This window comes from Aeromonas sp. 603757, from assembly GCF_049171255.1.
GTDB lineage: Bacteria > Pseudomonadota > Gammaproteobacteria > Enterobacterales > Aeromonadaceae > Aeromonas > Aeromonas veronii_A.
This window is the reverse complement of sequence record NZ_JAAKOE010000002.1, coordinates 46,165-63,929: the sequence shown is the minus strand read 5'-3', so window position 1 is coordinate 63,929 and position 17,765 is coordinate 46,165. Positions and strand designations below refer to the sequence as shown.

General features: G+C 60.5%; 16 protein-coding genes and 2 tRNA genes. 13 read left to right on the top strand and 5 right to left on the bottom strand.

Annotation, left to right across the window (positions count from 1 at the left end):
* Positions 1–319: 319 nt before the first annotated feature.
* The gene (gene arcA / locus G5332_RS02135; protein WP_005338193.1) at positions 320–1,039 is read left to right on the top strand and encodes a two-component system response regulator ArcA; all 720 of its coding nucleotides are present in this window, start codon (positions 320–322) and stop codon (positions 1,037–1,039) included.
* Positions 1,040–1,200: 161 nt separating this feature from the next.
* Here arcA and G5332_RS02130 read toward each other — a convergent pair.
* Positions 1,201–1,275, bottom strand: a tRNA-Gly gene (locus G5332_RS02130).
* Between the two features lie 15 nt (positions 1,276–1,290).
* Positions 1,291–1,364: transfer RNA gene (locus tag G5332_RS02125), tRNA-Gly, on the bottom strand.
* Between the two features lie 201 nt (positions 1,365–1,565).
* Here G5332_RS02125 and cydD point away from each other — a divergent pair.
* The 4 genes from cydD (at position 1,566) to G5332_RS02105 (ending at position 5,989) form a co-directional block, all read left to right on the top strand.
* Positions 1,566–3,335, top strand: a complete 1,770-nt coding sequence (gene cydD, locus G5332_RS02120; protein WP_421171747.1) for a heme ABC transporter permease/ATP-binding protein CydD — start codon at positions 1,566–1,568, stop codon at positions 3,333–3,335.
* Entirely contained in the window at positions 3,328–5,058 is a 1,731-nt protein-coding gene (gene cydC / locus G5332_RS02115; RefSeq protein ID WP_421171745.1) for a heme ABC transporter ATP-binding protein/permease CydC, read from the top strand. Before cydD ends, cydC begins: the two co-directional genes overlap by 8 nt.
* A 163-nt stretch (positions 5,059–5,221) precedes the next feature.
* The gene (rcsF, locus tag G5332_RS02110) at positions 5,222–5,593 is read left to right on the top strand and encodes an Rcs stress response system protein RcsF (RefSeq protein ID WP_158109736.1); all 372 of its coding nucleotides are present in this window, start codon (positions 5,222–5,224) and stop codon (positions 5,591–5,593) included.
* A 9-nt stretch (positions 5,594–5,602) separates the two neighbouring features.
* Positions 5,603–5,989 carry a DUF488 domain-containing protein gene (locus G5332_RS02105; protein ID WP_111901530.1) on the top strand — a complete coding sequence of 129 codons (387 nt, stop codon included), beginning with the start codon at positions 5,603–5,605 and terminating at the stop codon, positions 5,987–5,989.
* Positions 5,990–6,146: 157 nt separating this feature from the next.
* Here G5332_RS02105 and G5332_RS02100 read toward each other — a convergent pair whose 3' ends face one another.
* A complete protein-coding gene (locus tag G5332_RS02100; protein ID WP_421249334.1) occupies positions 6,147–7,145 on the bottom strand; it encodes an NAD-dependent epimerase/dehydratase family protein in 999 nt (332 codons plus the stop codon).
* Positions 7,146–7,356: 211 nt separating this feature from the next.
* Between G5332_RS02100 and tsaA the strand changes: the two genes are divergently transcribed.
* The 6 genes from tsaA to G5332_RS02070 all read left to right on the top strand — a co-directional run bounded on the left by tsaA (position 7,357) and on the right by G5332_RS02070 (position 12,310).
* On the top strand, positions 7,357–8,061 hold the full coding sequence (gene tsaA / locus G5332_RS02095; protein WP_139746419.1) for a tRNA (N6-threonylcarbamoyladenosine(37)-N6)-methyltransferase TrmO: 705 nt from the start codon (positions 7,357–7,359) through the stop codon (positions 8,059–8,061).
* Between the two features lie 288 nt (positions 8,062–8,349).
* The gene (locus tag G5332_RS02090; RefSeq protein ID WP_064341216.1) at positions 8,350–8,898 is read left to right on the top strand and encodes a cytochrome b; all 549 of its coding nucleotides are present in this window, start codon (positions 8,350–8,352) and stop codon (positions 8,896–8,898) included.
* A 230-nt stretch (positions 8,899–9,128) separates the two neighbouring features.
* Positions 9,129–9,803 carry a response regulator gene (locus tag G5332_RS02085; protein WP_216953181.1) on the top strand — a complete coding sequence of 225 codons (675 nt, stop codon included), beginning with the start codon at positions 9,129–9,131 and terminating at the stop codon, positions 9,801–9,803.
* Positions 9,803–11,185, top strand: a complete 1,383-nt coding sequence (locus tag G5332_RS02080) for an ATP-binding protein (RefSeq protein ID WP_216953180.1) — start codon at positions 9,803–9,805, stop codon at positions 11,183–11,185. The genes G5332_RS02085 and G5332_RS02080 overlap by 1 nt, the downstream gene beginning before the upstream one ends.
* A gap of 181 nt (positions 11,186–11,366) precedes the next feature.
* The gene (locus G5332_RS02075) at positions 11,367–11,855 is read left to right on the top strand and encodes a TIGR00645 family protein (RefSeq protein ID WP_040065876.1); all 489 of its coding nucleotides are present in this window, start codon (positions 11,367–11,369) and stop codon (positions 11,853–11,855) included.
* Between the two features lie 206 nt (positions 11,856–12,061).
* A complete protein-coding gene (locus tag G5332_RS02070; protein ID WP_005347440.1) occupies positions 12,062–12,310 on the top strand; it encodes a DUF3297 family protein in 249 nt (82 codons plus the stop codon).
* 116 nt (positions 12,311–12,426) lie between these two features.
* Here the strand turns inward: G5332_RS02070 and G5332_RS02065 are convergent, their stop codons facing one another.
* Positions 12,427–13,704 (bottom strand): NAD(P)/FAD-dependent oxidoreductase, encoded by a 1,278-nt coding sequence (locus tag G5332_RS02065; protein WP_421249333.1) that lies wholly within the window; start codon positions 13,702–13,704, stop codon positions 12,427–12,429.
* A 45-nt stretch (positions 13,705–13,749) separates the two neighbouring features.
* The gene (gene puuR, locus G5332_RS02060) at positions 13,750–14,286 is read right to left on the bottom strand and encodes an HTH-type transcriptional regulator PuuR (protein WP_337072501.1); all 537 of its coding nucleotides are present in this window, start codon (positions 14,284–14,286) and stop codon (positions 13,750–13,752) included.
* 418 nt (positions 14,287–14,704) lie between these two features.
* On the opposite strand from puuR, the gene G5332_RS02055 reads away from it, so the two are divergent.
* The gene (locus G5332_RS02055; RefSeq protein WP_421249332.1) at positions 14,705–16,168 is read left to right on the top strand and encodes an NAD-dependent succinate-semialdehyde dehydrogenase; all 1,464 of its coding nucleotides are present in this window, start codon (positions 14,705–14,707) and stop codon (positions 16,166–16,168) included.
* Positions 16,169–16,292: 124 nt separating this feature from the next.
* On the top strand, positions 16,293–17,582 hold the full coding sequence (gene gabT / locus G5332_RS02050; protein ID WP_421249331.1) for a 4-aminobutyrate--2-oxoglutarate transaminase: 1,290 nt from the start codon (positions 16,293–16,295) through the stop codon (positions 17,580–17,582).
* Positions 17,583–17,765 lie beyond the last annotated feature (183 nt).

Sequence of the window (17,765 nt, the reverse complement as noted above, 5' to 3'; positions counted from 1 at the left end):
AGGGTTTGACCTATATCAAATCAGAGTTAAAAAGTTGCTATCTGACGGCAAAGAGTGTTGTTATGCTCCTGTTAACTGATAAAATGCGGCCACTTTCGTAATGGACGACCTTTCCAGGCTCTGCTCGACCAGACTTGTCGGGAACCTATAAGTGGCACAGGGATACTTGCCGGTACTGATGCCTAATTCGCGATATTCCGACCTGACTCTCATACCCAGGATGACGTAATAAATTTTCAGGATCAGTCAGGAAATCGGTTTGAAACGCCAAAGAGTGTTAAATTTAAGATAATTAACTGATAAGAATCTGGGAATACTCATGCAAACACCACACATTCTGATCGTCGAAGACGAGTTGGTCACACGCAATACCCTGAAAAGCATTTTTGAAGCCGAAGGCTACATCGTGCTCGAAGCCAACAACGGCGACGAGATGCACCAGGCCCTCACTTCCCACACCATCAATCTGGTGATCATGGACATCAACCTGCCGGGCAAGAACGGCCTGCTGCTGGCCCGTGAGCTGCGTGAGAACGACAACATCGCCCTGATGTTCCTGACCGGTCGTGACAACGAAGTGGACAAGATCCTGGGTCTGGAGATCGGCGCCGATGATTACATCACCAAGCCGTTCAACCCCCGTGAGCTGACCATCCGTGCCCGCAACCTGCTGAGCCGCACCATGAACGTGGCTGCCGGTGGCGAAGAGAAGAAGCTGGTTGAACGTTATCTGTTCAACGGCTGGGCGCTGGATATCAACAGCCGCGCTCTGGTCAGCCCCACTGGCGACATGTTCAAGCTGCCGCGCTCCGAGTTCCGCGCCATGCTGCACTTCTGCGAAAACCCGGGCCAGATCCAGACCCGTGCCGAGCTGCTGAAGAAGATGACCGGCCGTGAGCTCAAGCCCCACGACCGTACCGTCGACGTGACCATCCGTCGCATTCGCAAGCACTTCGAAAGCGTTAACGATACTCCGGAGATCATCGCCACCATCCACGGCGAAGGCTACCGTTTCTGTGGTGAGCTGGAGCAGGAATAAGCTCCCGCTACGCAGTTGATCTGAAAAGGCGCCTCGGGCGCCTTTTCTGACTCTGCGGTTTGCCTTAAAGCTGAGAAACCGTGAGCGTGACGTCGAACGGCGCACAGGATAGATGAAAAACAAAAAGCCCACTCGCAGGAGTGGGCTTTTTGTTTTGAAGCTGGAGCGGGCAGCGGGAATCGAACCCGCATCATCAGCTTGGAAGGCTGAGGTAATAGCCATTATACGATGCCCGCCTGGCATCTGAAATTTGGAGCGGGTGATGGGAATCGAACCCACGTATGCAGCTTGGGAAGCTACCGTTCTACCATTGAACTACACCCGCGTCAGGGCTCCTACTATATGCATTTTGCCGCCGAGCGCAATGCCGCCTTTGCCACTTTTTTCAATAAATCAATCTGTTCGGACAAGGATTGAACAGACGGTTGCTTTTTCAATCAAACATTTTCAACACAGATAATTTACAAGGTTGCCAAGGCCAAACGGCAAGGATAGTCTTGCGCCACTCGACGCGAGGATGGTGGTAATGGATAAAAAAACGCAAAAACGTCTCTATGGCTGGTTGCGCAAGCAATCGAGTCACGGTCGCCGCTGGATCACGATATCCATCGCTTTTGGCCTTGGCCAGGGCATTCTGATGGTGGCGCAAGCCTGGCTGCTGGCGACCCTGTTGCACAGCTTTATCATCGAAGGCTCAACGCCTGAGCAATCCATCACGCTCTTTATTACCCTGCTGCTGGTGACCCTCGGCAAGGCGGCGCTGGCCTATGGCCGCGAGGTGGCCAGTTTCAAGGCGGGCAGCGCGGTCCGCCAGACCATCCGCCAGCTGGTGCTCACTCGTTTAAGCCGCCTTGGCCCCGCCTATATCCAGCGCCGCCCGGCCGGTAGTTGGGCCAGTCTGTTGCTGGAACAGATTGAAAACATGCAGGATTTCTTCTCCCGCTATCTGCCGCAGATGGCCATCGCCGTCTTTATTCCGGTGGTCATTCTTGTGGCCGTGTTCCCGGTCAACTGGGCGGCGGGCCTTATCCTGCTGGGCACTGCACCCCTCATCCCCATCTTTATGATCCTGGTGGGTGTGGGCGCCGCCGATGCCAACCGCCGCAACTTTCAGGCGCTGGCCCGTCTCTCCGGCCACTTCCTCGATCGGCTGAAGGGGCTGCGTACCCTGCAACTCTTTATGCGGACCCAAGCGGAAGGTGACGCCATTCGCGACGCCTCGGAAGACTTTCGCGAGCGCACCATGGAGGTGCTGCGCCTGGCATTTTTGAGCACCGCCGTGCTGGAGTTCTTCGCCGCCATTTCAGTGGCGCTGGTCGCCGTCTACTTCGGCTTCTCTTATATCGACCATCTGAACTTTGGTAGCTATGGGGTAAAGGTCACCCTCTTTACCGGCCTGTTCGTGCTGTTTCTCGCCCCCGAGTTCTATGCCCCTCTACGGGAACTGGGTGCCCACTACCACGCCAAGGCGCAGGCCATTGGCGCCGCCGAACAGCTGCTGGAATTCCTCGAAGCCGAGGTGAGCGAACCGGCCGCAGGCACAGCGCCGTTCCATGCCGACAGCCCGGTCAAGGTAGAAGCCAAAAGGCTTGAAGTGCTCAGCGCCGAAGGCAAGGTGCTGGTCGGCCCCATCGACTTCACTCTGGAGGCCGGTTCGCGCACCGCCCTCATCGGCGTCAGCGGCGCAGGCAAGAGCTCGCTGGTCAACGCCCTGCTCGGCTTTGCCCCCTATCGCGGTGAGCTCAAGGTCAACGGGCAGGAGCTTGCCACCCTCGACATGAGCCAGTGGCGCCTGCAACTGGGCTGGCTCTCGCAAAACCCGCAGCTGTTCCACACTTCCTTGCGTGACAACCTGCTGCTGGCCAAACCAACGGCCAGCGATGCCGAGCTGGAAGATGCCCTGAAACGGGCGCAGGCGTGGGAATTTGCGATGGAGAAGGGGCTCGACTATCCGGTCGGCGATCAGGCAGGCGGCCTCTCGGTCGGTCAGGCCCAGCGCCTCGCCCTGGCGCGAACCCTGCTCAAATCAACCCAGCTGATGGTGCTCGATGAACCGACCGCCAGTCTGGATCGCCACTCCGAACGCGCCATCATGACCACCATTGAGCAGGCGATGGCTGGCCAGACCCTGCTGATGATCACCCACCGCCTCGACCAGCTTACCAAGATGGACAAGATAATGGTGCTGGCCCGCGGCCAGCTGGTGGAGCAAGGCAGCTTCCAGCAACTTAGTTCTGGGCAGGGGCATTTTGCCCGCCTGCTCTCCCAACGTTCCGGAGGTTCTCTCGATGAGTGATCTGTTGCCATTTCTGCGCCTCTATCGCCAACACTGGCTCAGCCTCACCATTGGTTTGCTGCTGGCGCTGGTGACCCTGGCCGCCGGCATGGGACTACTCTCCCTCTCCGGCTGGTTCCTCTCCGCCGCCGCCGTGGCGGGGATGACAGTTGCGACGACCCATGCCTTTAACTACATGACCCCCGCCGGCGGGGTGCGCTTCTTCTCCATCGTCCGTACCGCCGGTCGCTGGGGTGAGCGGGTCGTGAGCCACGACGCCACCTTCAGGGTACTGACCCGACTGCGGGTCTGGTTCTGGCAGAAACTCTCGCCGCTCTCCACCGGTACCCTGGCCGGTTTCCGTCAGGCGGATCTGCTCAACCGACTGGTAGCCGACATCGATGCGATGGACCACGTCTATCTGCGGCTGATCACCCCCATAGGCGCGGCCCTGCTCAGCACCGCCGGACTGGTCTTCTTCCTGTCGTTTTTCGACAGCCGTCTCGCCCTCACCCTGGGTGCCATTCTGCTGTTTGGCATGATCGCCCTGCCGCTGGTGTTCTACTTCCTCGGCCGTCGCCCCGGTCAGGCGCTGATTGCCGAAAAATCGACCCTGCGTACCCGGATGGTGGACTATCTGGATGGTCAGGCCGAGCTGCAGATGTTTGCCGCCGCCCCCAAGGCGCTGGTTGAGCTGCAACAAGCCGAACAGGCGCTGCTCGTCGCGCAGGCCCGGATGGCCAAGGTGAGCGGGCTGGCCAACTTCTCGGTACAACTGCTGAGCGGCTGGACCCTGACCCTGATGCTCTGGCTGGCCGGTCATGGAGTGGCGGGTGCGGCGCCCGACCCCATCACAGCACTGATGGTCTTTGCCACCCTGGCAAGCTTCGAGGCACTGATGCCGCTGGCGGGGGCTTTCCAGCACCTCTCCACCAGCCTTACCTCGGCACGCCGCCTGAACGAGATCCTGCAAGAAGCAAAAGCCCCTGTGTGGGGCGACGAGCAGACCCACGCTACCGCTGGCGCGCTGCAGATCAATGACCTCTATTTTGGCTACCCCGGCAACCCCCAGCCGGTGCTGCGTGGCTGCACCCTGCAGCTGCACGCCGGTGAGAAGCTGGCGCTGCTGGGCCAGACCGGCTGCGGCAAATCGACCCTGATGGGGCTGCTGACCCGGGAGTGGAGCCCGCAGGCAGGCAAAATCCTGCTCGATGGCAAGCCGCTCACCGACTACAGCGAAGGGGCGCTGCGCGCCTCCATCTCGGTAGTAAGCCAGCGGGTGCATCTGTTTGCCGATACCCTGCGGGGCAACCTCAAACTGGCCGCCCCGACCGCCACTGACGAGCAGCTGATTGCGGTGCTGACCCAGGTCGGACTGGCCAATCTGTTGGAAGATGAGGCGGGCCTCGACGCCTGGCTCGGTGACGGCGGCCGCCCCCTCTCCGGTGGCGAGCGTCGCCGTATCGGCATTGCCCGCGCTCTGCTGCACGATGCGCCGCTCTGGCTACTCGATGAGCCGACCGAAGGGCTCGACAGCCAGACCGAGCGGGAGATCATGGATCTGCTGTTCCGGCTCGGGGCTGATCGCACCTTGCTGCTCATCTCCCACCGCCTGCTGGGGATGGAGCAGATGGACCGGATTGCCCTGATGGAAGAGGGACAGATCCGCCTCTGCGCCCCTCATGGCGAGCTGCTGGGGGATGATTACTACCGCAGCCTCTATCAGCGACTGGCTCCGGTTTGATATCAGGCTGATGGGGGTCACACCCTGACAACAGGGCGCAAAACGGGGCTGGTCGCCGCAGGCGGCTGGCCCCTATAATGTCCCCCTCATTATTCAACAAGATGCCGACATGGAGCGCCTGCGCATTTCTACTGTCCTCATCACCGACACAAGATACGAGACGATGAAACGCCTGATCCTGATGATGCCCCTGATTGCCTCCGGCTGTGCCAACTACGCCTTCAACAGCAATCTGGATAAAGAGAACTTCGACGAATACTTCAAACCCGGTAGCGTGCGCATCTATGAACAGGATGAGCTGGCTGACCTCAACTACCTCTACCTCGGCACCATCGAGGGGGAATCCTGCCAGTCCGATGCCAACCAGCCGGTGCCCAACGCCGGTGAAGCGCGCACCCTGGCCCGCCGCCGCGCGGCCGACATGGGCGGCAACGGCGTCACCATCGATAAATGCGCCGAGTTCAGCGACACCCCGGGCTGCCTGAAACAGGTGATCTGCTACGGGCAGGCGCTGAAAGTGGCCGAAGAGAAGTAACCCGCTGTCATGGCCCTCGCTATCGTTCGTCTTGGCAGCCCGCGCCTGCCCGATGAGGGGCTGCGGATCGGCACGGTGCGCCGCCCACCCCGCGGCGTACCCAAGAGCGAATTTGCCAGCCAGCATTGGTACGATGTCTGGTTCCCCAATCTGGCCCCCAGCAGCGAGACCATGAAGCTGGGGCAGGCAGCCGAGACACCCGCCCAATGGGCGGCGTTTGGCAAACAGTACAAGGCCGAGATGGCGCAACCTGCCGCCAGGCACGATCTGGCGCTGCTGGCCGCCCTCTCCCACACCACCAATCTGTCGGTGGGTTGCTACTGCGAGCAGGAGTCCCACTGCCATCGCGCCATTTTGAAAGAGCTGCTGGTAGCCGCGGGGGCCGCCATTCGCTAACTCGGTGAGCGACAGCGATGGGATGGAGGATCGCGTCAGCCTTTATTCGGCAACAATCAGGCATGGATAGAGAGAGGGCATCCCGCGGGATGCCCTCTCTCGTTGTATTCACACCTGCCGCGCCACGCTCGGCAGCAGCGGCTCGATGCTCCCTCTCCTATTGCAGACTGGGCTCCAGCAACTGCTGCCGCAGCGAAGTCTCCTCGGCCTGAGTCATGGCATTCACCGCTACCCCGGCGGCAGGCTCGATGGCCAGCCAGTGGGCAAGGTCGGCGGCGGTCTCTTCCAGCGGCCGGAAGTTCAACCCGTGGACGATGGCCGCCTCGGCGCTTATAGAGCCGTAACTGGCAAACTCCGCCTGCGCGCAAGGCAGCAGGGTGGGATAGCTCTGCCAGGGCTCAATACCGGCTGCCATCAGGGTCGACCAGGGCAACCACTCGGGCTGGATGGGGCGGGCGGGCTGCAACCGGGCGCTCAGCCGCTCCAGCCAGTCGCAGAGGGTAATGCCGGGTTTGAGCAGGTTGAATATGCCCCCCAACTGCTGCTCGGCCGCGCGCAACACAAACTCGGCGCAGTCGCGCACATCGAGATACTGCAAGCGATCCTCGCCACTGCCCGGCAGCAACCAGGGCCCGCCCTGCTGCACCCGCTTAATCCACCAGGCCATGCGACCGGTGGGATCATGGGGGCCGCACAGCACGCCCGGGCGCAGGATGCAAAGCCGCTCGCCCCAGCGGGCACGATACTCCTGCTCGCACAACACCTTGAGCGGGCCATAGTCAGTGGGCATTTCCCCTTCGGGGATAGGGTGCAGCGGCGCCGACTCGTCCATTCCGTGCAGTGAAAAATCGCGATAGACGCTGATGGTGGAGATAAAGATCAGCCGCGCGCAGCGCCCGAGCAAGGCGGCAGAGAGGCTTGCCGCCTGCTCGGGGCGATAGCAGCAGGTGTCGATGACGAGATCCCACTGCAACCCGGCCCCTTGCAGGGCGCTCAGGCTATTGTCCCTGTCACCGGTGAGCTGCCCCAGATCGCGCCAATCCGGATGCTGGTGCAGGCCACGGTTGAACAGAGTCACTTCATGGCCCCAATCCAGCGCGAGCGCGGTGAGGTGGCGCCCCAAAAAACCGGTGCCACCGATAATCAGCAGTTTCATCCCTCTCCCTCCCTTCGGCGCGAGTGCGCACATTTCATCCTGACACGCCAGTTGCCTCCACCCTACGCAACTTGACGGCATGGCACAGCCCCCGACTGGCCGGGATGGGACAGGGATCACGGCAGCGCCGCAGAAAAGGGCGTATCGAGGCCGAGCCTGCGTTTTGGGGCCGCCTGTGCTAAATTGCCGGGGTTTTCAGTCAGGATCCGCCATGAAGTTCGAAATCGACACCCTCGGGATCATCCGCTCTCCCTACAAGGAGAAGTTCGCCATCCCCCGCCAGCCCGGTCTGGTCAAATCGGCCCGCGCCCGCCTCGAGCTGCTCCCCCCTTACGATCAGCCGGATGTGCTGCGCGGCATCGAGCAGTTCTCCCATCTGTGGCTCAGCTTCGTCTTTCACCAGACCATGGCGCAGGGCTGGCACCCGACGGTGCGTCCGCCGCGCCTTGGCGGCAACGAGCGGGTCGGGGTTTTTGCCACTCGCTCCACCTTCCGCCCCAATCCGCTAGGGCTCTCGGTGGTCGAGTTGCACGGGATCGGCCGTGAGCGGGGCAAGCTGTGGCTGGAGCTGGGGGCGGTGGATCTGCTCGATGGCACCCCCATCGTCGATATCAAGCCTTATATTCCCTATGCCGACAGCCTGCCGGATGCCCGTGGTGGCTTTGCCCCCGGCGCGCCCACCCCGCCGCTGGCTGTGAGTTTCAGTGCCGAGGCCGAGCAACAACTACAACCCTGGCTCAAGGCTCACCCCGAGCTACGCCAGCTGGTGAGCGAAGTGCTGGCGCAAGATCCACGCCCCGCCTACAAGAAGGGCAAGCCCGATGAGAAGGAGTACGGGGTGCGGCTGTTTGACTGCAACGTCCGTTTTCGCATCAGCGAGCCGGATTGCGTGGTGCTGGCCATCGAGCCAGCCTGAACCTTGGCGGGCCGACATCACTGATGCTATTTCACGCCTTCTTCACGTCACAAGGGGCTTAATGAGCCTGTAAATTGTGTGGCATTGATCAGACTATTCACCCGGTTGCCAGTGATACCATGCAGACAGCAGAGGGCATCTCCTCTCTGACTGAGGCCAGCAGCAGGCTATCGATGTATGGCAAGCATGGCAGCCAGCCTGTTGCCGCCAAAGGAGCAAGCCTCGCCCCGACACGCTTGAGTGCGGGGATGCCACACGGATGTGACAGCACTTCGAAGGAACAAACCTATGCTGATGAACAGTGAACAACGTTATGGCACCCTGAATATCGGGCTGCACTGGCTGACCCTGTGGGCCATGATCGCCGTCTACGCCCTGATCGAATTTCGCGATATCTTCCCCAAGGGGGACCCTGGCCGGGACCTCATGAAGGAGTGGCACTTTATGCTGGGGCTGCTTATTTTCGCTCTGGTGTTTGTCAGACTGGCCCTGCGCTGGATGAGCCCGACACCCCGCATCGTGCCCGAGCTCTCCCCGGTCATGCACAAGCTGGCAAAACTGGCCCACCTCGCCCTCTACGGTTTTCTTATTCTCACCCCGCTGTTTGGCTGGCTGCTGCTGAGCGCCGCGGGCAAACCCATCCCCTTCTTCGGGCTTGAGCTGCCTGCCCTGCTCTCCCCAAGTCCAGACCTCAAGGGGCTGATCAAGGAGGTGCACGAGACCCTGGGTAATATCGGTTACGCCCTGATCGGCCTGCACACGGTGGCGGCCCTCTATCACCACCATATTCTCAAAGACAACACCCTCACCAATATGCTGCCGCCACGCCGCAGCTAACAAGCAGCAGAACAAAAACAGAAGGGGCACACATTGCCCCTTCTGTTTTTTGAACGCGACAAGACCGGTGTCTATGAAGCGGCCCACTGCTCAGGCCTCTGACAGGTCTCTACAAGCAGAACGCCTTATGATTCAGTCCCGATACAGGAGCTGCACGATAGGATTCGAATTGACTCAAAGCGACATACACTTTCTAATTGACAGTCTGGACCCCTATGACCGTTCACATCATGAAAATTCTGTTGGTCGAAGACGACAAGCTGCTCAATCACCACCTCTCCTCTCTGCTGACCGAAGCCAACAATCAGGTATACAGCACCGATCAGGCCGGAATTGCGTTGCACTATGCCGCCGACTACCCCATTGATGTGGCGATCATCGATCTCGGTCTGCCCGATATGGATGGCTTGCAGTTGATCCGCCAACTGCGCGAACGGCAGATCCCCTTCCCCATCATTGTGCTGACCGCCCGTGGCAACTGGCAGGACAAGGTCGAAGGACTGGAGGCGGGGGCTGATGACTATCTGGTCAAACCGTTCCAGAAAGATGAGTTGCTGGCCCGCCTCAATGCCTTGATGCGCCGCAGCGCCGGCTTTATCTCCCCCAGAGTGAAGGCCGGTGATTACGAGCTGGATCTCTCCCGCAAGGAGCTGACCATCGACGGTGAAGTGGCAGTGCTCACCAGCTTTGAATACCTGATTCTGGAGTACCTGATGCGCAACGCCCGTCAGGTGGTCTCCAAGCAGCAGTTACTCGACCAGCTCTACGGCGATGGAGAGGGGGATCCCAACACCATAGAGGTGATGGTGAGCCGCCTGCGCAAAAAGCTGGATCCGGAAGGGACGATTCAACCCATCTCGACCATCCGTCGTCAGGGCTACATCTTCAACCTCTCCTGTAGCTGATGCAGTTTCATCTGCCACGTCCCATCAGGATGCTCCGCAGCTCTCTGCACATCAAACTGCTGCTCAGTTCGCTGCTGGTCATCGCACTGAGCATGGGGTTCGCCGTCTATGCCCTCTACCTCGGCCACATGGAGGAGCAGAGCCAGAAGGCGAGCGCCGGCATGCAGGAGAACCTGGCCAAGATGTTCTCCTCTACCAAGCCAGTCAACAGCGAAGCCACCGAGATCGGACGCATTTCCCGCCAGGTCAGTAACAGCAATCTCGATACGCTGATCTGTCGTGCCGATGGCGAGCTGATTTGGTCGAGCCTCCATATGCCGGAGGTGATCAAGGCCAAACAGACCATCTGTCGGGACCTGATGAAGTATCTGGGGGGAATGGATCTCGACTACTTCTTCAAGAAGCACACCATCAAGAACGGCGAGAGCTACTTCGTCTACAGCCTGCGTTTTACCCGCAATCCCGGCAGCGGCACCACAGCCTACTACGTGGTGATGATTGACTCGGCCAAACGCTATCACGAAGAGTCCCGCGCCTACCTCTACCAGACGGCCAAACAGGCGTTGCTCGCCTATCTGCTGCTGGCCGGGCTGCTGCTGCTCACCACCTTCTGGAGCCTCCGCTCCCTGCGCACTATCGCCAATCAGCTCGACGACATCCGGGCAGGCAAGCGGGATGCTATCGCCCATGATTTTGAACGGGAGTTGGCCCCGCTGACCGACTCCATCAACCAGTTGCTGGAGAACGAACGCCAGCAGACCCAGCGCTACCAGCATGCCCTCAACGATCTCGCTCACAGCCTGAAAACACGGCTGGCGCTGATCCAGATCACCACCCGAGAAATGAAGCTGGGGCGGGAGATCCACGACAACATCAATGAACAGATCCTCACCATGGATCAGATGATCCAGTACCAACTCAGACGAGCCGTCACCGGTCGCCAGCGCCTCGCCAGCAAGGGCACCGAGCCGGTACCGCTCATCGAGAAGCTGCTGGCCAGTCTGGCCAAGGTCTATCGCCACAAGAAGCTGCAGACCCACTTCCAGTTCGATGATGATGCCCTCTTCCACGGCGAACAGGGCGATCTGATGGAACTGATGGGCAACCTGCTCGACAACGCCTGCAAATTTGCCATCAGCGAAGTGAAGGTGACGGTACGCCGCCATCTCGATCGGTTACGCATCGAGGTAGAAGATGATGGCCCGGGCATCGATCCGGCCAAATCGGAGCAGATCTTTCAGCGTGGCGTGCGCGCTGACAGCTCGCCCGGCCAGGGCATCGGTCTGGCTGTCGTGACCGAGATCGTTCACAGCTACGGCGGCCAGATCCGGGTCGATGAATCTCCCCTCGGCGGTGCCCGCTTTACCCTGGATCTTCCCTGACACCGGATGGGCAAGGCCACGAGCCCTGCCAACCGCTCCATCGCCCTCCCCGGGGTTAAAAAATCCCGCCTGGCACCACCCAATTCAGCAATATGCTATCGAGATGCTTGAGATGTGAGGCATCTCGGTTAAGCTATGGCCGACTCGTTTGTTAACCATTTGATGGATCTTTAATCGCACTATGGAAAACATGTTTGAAAGATTGATGTACGCATCCCGCTGGATCATGGCCCCCATCTATCTTGGGCTCAGCCTCATACTGCTGGCACTGGGGGTGAAATTCTTTCAGGAGATCCTCCATATCCTGCCCAACATACTGGAGATGAAAGAGGTGGATCTGGTGCTGGTCACACTGTCGCTGATCGATATCACCCTGGTGGGGGGACTTATCGTGATGGTGATGTTTTCCGGCTATGAGAACTTCGTCTCGCGCCTCGATGTAGGGGATGAGAGCGACAAACTGGTGTGGCTCGGCAAGCTCGATGCCGGCTCCCTGAAAAACAAGGTCGCCGCCTCCATTGTCGCCATCTCCTCCATTCACCTGCTCAAGGTGTTTATGAATGCCGAAAACCTCCCCAACGACAAGATCAAGTGGTACCTGCTGATCCACATCACCTTTGTCCTCTCGGCCTTCGCCATGGGCTACCTCGACAAGCTGACCCGCAAATAGAAGTCAGCCTGTAATAGACGCTATGCCCGATAACGCAATCCGGATCGGGCATAGCGGTCGCCCCGAGCAGGGGATGGATTGGCAACGGGGATAATCAAGTCACCAACATAGATGGCCGCCCGCCTTGGCCGGTATTGTGGTCGCCTTGAATGCCATGGCGGCATTCTCTACAATGACCCACTTTTTATTCATTTCGGGTTATATCGATGAGCGATACCAGTACCAAACCGGCTCTGCCGGATCACCTCTCCTGCAATCCCCGCAGCCCTCACTATGTGGCAGCCTGCTTCGAGCACCCGATCGGTATTCGCCTGAACGGCAAAGAGCGCACCGATGTCGAGGAGTACTGCATCAGTGAAGGCTGGGTGAAGATCCCCTCCCCCAAGGCGCTGGATCGCCGTGGTCAGCCCATTCTGATCAAGCTCAAGGGCACCGTCGAAGCCTATTACAGCTAATCGCAGCCACCCGCTTCGGGTAAAACAGAAGGGCACCCTCGCGGTGGCCTTCTGTTTTTCGGCATTTGTGCTGGCATCGTCGCCAGCACCAGACCATATTTCTCGCTGGGCAGCCCTTATACCCCCAGCCGATCGCGCAAGGTATACCAGGCGGCACCCGCGGCGGTGAAGGGAATACGGAACAGCCGACCGCCCGGGAAGGGGTAGTGCGGCAGCTTGGCAAAGGCATCGAAACGCTCCGCCTGACCGCTCAGCACCTCGGAGAGCAGCTTGCCCGCCAGATGGGTGCAGGTGACACCGTGGCCGCTGTAACCCTGCATGTAGTAGATGTTGGGGCCGATGCGACCAAACTGTGGCAGCCTCGACAGGGTGAGCAGGAAATTGCCTGTCCAGGTGTACTCCACCTTGACGTCTTTAAGCTGGGGGAAGGTCTTGAGCATCTTGGGGATGATCAGCCGCTCGATATCTGCCGGATCCCGTGCGCCATAGACCACGCCGCCGCCATAGATCAGCCGGTGATCGGCGCTGGTGCGGTAGTAGTCGAGCAGGTAGTTGCAATCCTCCAGGCAGTAATTCTGCGGCAGCAGCTCGCGGGCCCGCTCCTCCCCCAGCACCTCGGTGGCGATCACCTGGGTGCCGCAAGGCATGCTCTTGCCGGCGAGCTCGGGCACCAGATTGCCGAGGTAGGCGTTACCGGCCACCACTATGTAGCGCGCCTTCACCGCTCCTTTGGCGGTCTTGACCAGAGCAGGCTGGCCCGGGGTGATGCTGGTAACGGCAGACAGCTCGAAGATCTGCCCACCCTGCATGCGGATCGCTTCAGCCTCGCCGAGAGCCAGATTGAGGGGGTGAATATGGCCGCCGCTCTTGTCGAGCAGGGCGCCGACGTAGCGATCGCTCGCCACCACTTCGCGCACGCCTCTGGCATCGAGCAGCTCCAGCTTGTCGTTGCCCCACTTCTGCCAGCGCGCCTGCTGCGCCTTGAGCTCGTGGAACTGTTTCTCGGTCTCGGCGGCAAAGACGCCCCCCTCCTGCAGATCGCACTGGATGTTGTAGCGTTTGATCCGCTCTCGGATGATCTGCCCCCCCTCAAACAGCATGGAACCGAGCAGCCTGGCCTGATCCGGCGGGCAGTTCGCTTCTATGGTGTCAATGTCGCGGCTGTAGGAGTTGACTATTTGGCCGCCGTTGCGGCCGCTGGCGCCAAAACCGACCCGGGCTGCCTCCAGTACCACCACCTTGTAGCCCTTCTCCACCAGATGCAGGGCACTGGAGAGGCCGGTATACCCCGCCCCGATGACGCAGACATCGCACTCCAGCTGCTCGGTCAGTGTCGGGTAGGGCGCGTGTTTATTGGCGCTGGCTGCGTAGTAACTGTTTACATGTTCGGTCATGATCCTGTTTCCTTACCGGTTTGGTTGGCAAACCCTATTCCAAGATTAAAAACTGGCCGGGGTATGGGCACTGACGATGCGACAGGTCTCCCCCGACGGATTGCTGAAGCTGTGGGGTTCGCCAGTGTCGATCACATAGCTGTCACCCGCCTCCAGCTGATAACTCTCTCCTGCCACGGTCAGGATCACCGAACCCTCCAGCACAGTGCCCACCTCTTCTCCCTGGTGGGTCACCTGACCACCGGTGTCGGTGCCCGGGGGGTAGGTCTCCAGCATAAAGCCGAGCTGGCGGCGGTTGTTGCCGTTGTGCACCAGCTTCATCGAGACCCCCTGACTGCCCAGCTCGATCAACTGATCACCCTTGATCACCACCTGCGGCGGGCGACTCAGCTCCTCTTCGGCAAAAAAGCGTGACAGTGGCAAGCCATATACGGTGAGCAGCTTTTGCAGCGAGGCGACCGAGGGGCTCACCTTATCCTGCTCGATCATGCAGATAGCACCGTGGGTCAGGCCGCTCAGCTCGGCCGCCCTCCGCTGGGAGAGCCCCAGTTGATGACGCACCGCCGCCAGCCGCTCCCCCATGCTCGCCTGCCGTGCAGCCCCCTGACCGAAGCGGGTACTGCTGCTCTGGGTTGGCGCCCCGCTCATGGCAGGCCTCCGCCATCGATTCCCTTGTCACGTTGGTACATTGGCCACCTCCCTGTTGCCACTGGTTAAAATAGCGGACCAGCCATGGCATCACTGTTTGCTATCTTACACAGCCTGGCGTTCATTATTTTGCACACCACTTATCGTGCGATACCCTGTTCATCTGGTTAAACTGCGCTACACAGCCCAATTTCTAGCATGCAACACACCAACAATTCAAATATATTTAACACTTGAAAAACATTTGCGCTCAATTTATGGTCTCTCTGTGCTTATTATTTTATACGGCAGCAGTACAGGATGAGCCGCATCATCGCCACCTTGCTGCCAGGTTTCATCATCGAGGCTTGCCATGTCCGCTACCAGTTCCAATCAAAGCTTGATCAAATCCCGTGCCTATATAGCTGGTCACTGGTGCGAGGCCGCCAGCGGCCGCACCTTCGAGGTGACCAATCCTGCCAGCGGGGCCGTCATTACCCAGGTGCCCGACATGGATGCCGAGGATACCCGCCGCGCCATCGCGGCCGCCCACGCGGCGCAACCCACCTGGGCTGCGCTGACCGCCAAGGAGCGCAGCAACAAGCTCTACGCCTGGTTTGCCGCCATCACAGCACATAGCGACGAGCTGGCGCGCATCATGACCTGCGAGCAGGGCAAGCCGCTGGCGGAAGCAAAGGGCGAGGTGGCCTATGGCGCCAGCTTTATCCAGTGGTTCGCCGAGGAGGGCAAGCGCGCCTACGGCCGCACCATCCCGGGTTTTAGCGGCGATCGCCGGCTGGCCACCATCAAGCAGCCGGTCGGGGTAGTCGCCGCCATCACTCCGTGGAACTTCCCCATTGCCATGATCACCCGCAAGGCGGGCCCTGCGCTGGCAGCGGGTTGCACCATCGTCATCAAACCCGCCGCAGAAACGCCGCTCTGCGCGCTGGCGCTGGCGGTGTTGGCCGAGCAGGCGGGCATCCCCGCCGGTGTCATCAATATCGTCACCAGCCATCAGGCGAGCGCGGTGGGCAACGAGCTGTGCAGTAATCCGGTGGTGCGCAAGCTCTCCTTCACCGGCTCCACCCGCATCGGCAAGCTGCTGATGCGCCAATGCGCCGACACCATGAAAAAGCTGTCGCTGGAGCTGGGCGGTAACGCCCCCTTTATCGTCTTTGACGACGCCGACCTCGACGCCGCCGTGGCCGGGGCACTCGCCTCCAAATACCGCAACGCCGGGCAAACCTGCGTCTGTGCCAACCGCATTCTGGTGCAGGCCAGTGTCTATGACGCCTTCGCCGAGAAGCTGACCGCTGCCGTCAGAGCCTTCAAGGTGGGAGATGGTATGGCGGAGGGCACCCAGATCGGCCCGCTTATCAACCCGGCTGCCGCCAGCAAGGTGGCCGAGTTGGTGCAGCAATCAGTCGCCGCCGGTGCCGAAGTGCTGCTGGGGGGCGAAGCCCACCCCGCCGGCCCCCTCTTCTACCAACCCACCATTTTGGGCATGGTGGATAAAACCAACCCCATCCTGCAGGAGGAGATCTTCGGCCCGGTCGCCCCGCTGGTGCGCTTCGAGACGGAAGCTGAAGCCATCGCGCTGGCTAACGATACCCCTTATGGGCTCGCCGCCTACTTCTATGGCCGCGATATCGCCCGTGTCTGGCGCGTCGCCGAGCAGCTTGAATACGGCATGGTCGGCATCAACGAGGGGATCATTTCAACTGAGCTGGCTCCCTTCGGCGGCATCAAGGAGTCAGGTCTGGGCCGGGAAGGGGCCGCCGAGGGGCTGGAGGAGTATCTGGAGACCAAATATCTCTGCTTTGGCGCCATTCGCTAGGGCAGTAAAACAGAGACGACAGGCCGCCGATCTGGCCCGATGGGCTGTTCGGCGGTAATGGGCGCCAGATCGCCCACCACATTTTCAGGGAATATCAGGGGCTGCGGCCCCTCAGGGAGGAAAGATGAGTCAGTCAGAATCAAACAAGGCGTGGCAAGCACGCCGTGAAGCGGCCGTGGTCAACGGCGTCGGCACCCTGCTGCCGGTCTTTATCGACCGTGCGCAAAATGCCGAGCTGTGGGATGTGGAGGGCAACCGCTACATCGACTTTGCCTCCGGCATCGCCGTGCTCAACACCGGCCACAACCACCCGAAGGTGGTGGCGGCGGTGCGCGAGCAGCTGGAAAAATTCAGCCACACCTGCTTTCAGGTCACCCCTTACCCGGGCTATATCGAGCTTGCCGAAAAGCTCAACGCCCTGGTGCCCGGCCCGACCCCGAAACGCACCCTGTTTCTCTCCACCGGTGCCGAGGCAGTCGAGAACGCCATCAAGATCGCCCGCGCCCATACCGGTCGCAGCGGCACCATCGCTTTCAAGGGGGGCTTTCACGGCCGCACCATGATGGGGATGGCGCTCACCGGCAAGGTGGTCCCCTACAAGACCGGCTTTGGCCCCTTCCCGGGTGAGGTCTACCACATCCCCTTCCCCGCCGACTATCTGGGGGTAAGTGAAGAGGATGCCCTGTACGCCCTCGATCTCTGCTTCAGCGCCGACATCGAACCCTCCCGCGTTGCCGCCATCATCATCGAGCCGGTACAGGGAGAAGGGGGCTTCTATCCCGCCTCCCCGAGCTTTATGCAGAAGCTGCGCAGCATCTGCGATCAGCACGGCATTCTGCTCATCTGTGACGAGATCCAGAGCGGCTTCTGCCGCACCGGCAAGACCTTCGCCACCGAGTATGCCGGCATCGAGCCGGACATCATGACCCTGGCCAAGAGTCTAGCGGGGGGCTTCCCGCTCTCTGCAGTAGTCGGCAAGGCAGAGATCATGAACGCCGCCAAGCCGGGGGGCCTGGGTGGCACCTATGCCGGTTCCCCCATTGCCTGCGCCGCCGCGCTGGCGGTGTTGCAGGTGATCGAAGAGGAGCAGCTCAACCAGAAGGCCCAGGCGCAAGGTGAGCAGATCAAGGCGGGACTGGAACGCATAGCCGAGCGTTTTGACTGCATAGGTCAAATTCGTGGACCCGGAGCCATGGTGGCCATGGAACTGGTGAAACAACGTGATGCCAGCCGGCCCGATCCCGACCTAACCAAACGTCTGGTGACCGAGGCGGGCAAACGCGGTCTGATCCTGCTCTCATGCGGGGTGCGCGCAAATGTCATCCGTTTTCTCGCCCCCCTGACCGCCCCTGCGGCAGTGATTGACGAAGGGTTGCGACTCCTTGAAAAATCGCTGGAGGCCGTGCTGGACTGACCAGCAGGAAAGCAATCGCTAACCTGTGCAAAAAAATGCAGTTTCGCCCCCCTTTTTTACTTGTCAAGGGGGCCCTGCAAATGCACAATGCGCCGCCACTGCAAGGACCGGTATCACCACATCTCACCGGTCCTTTTTTGTGCAGCGAACAAACCCATAAACGAGGCCGGATCACCCCCGGAA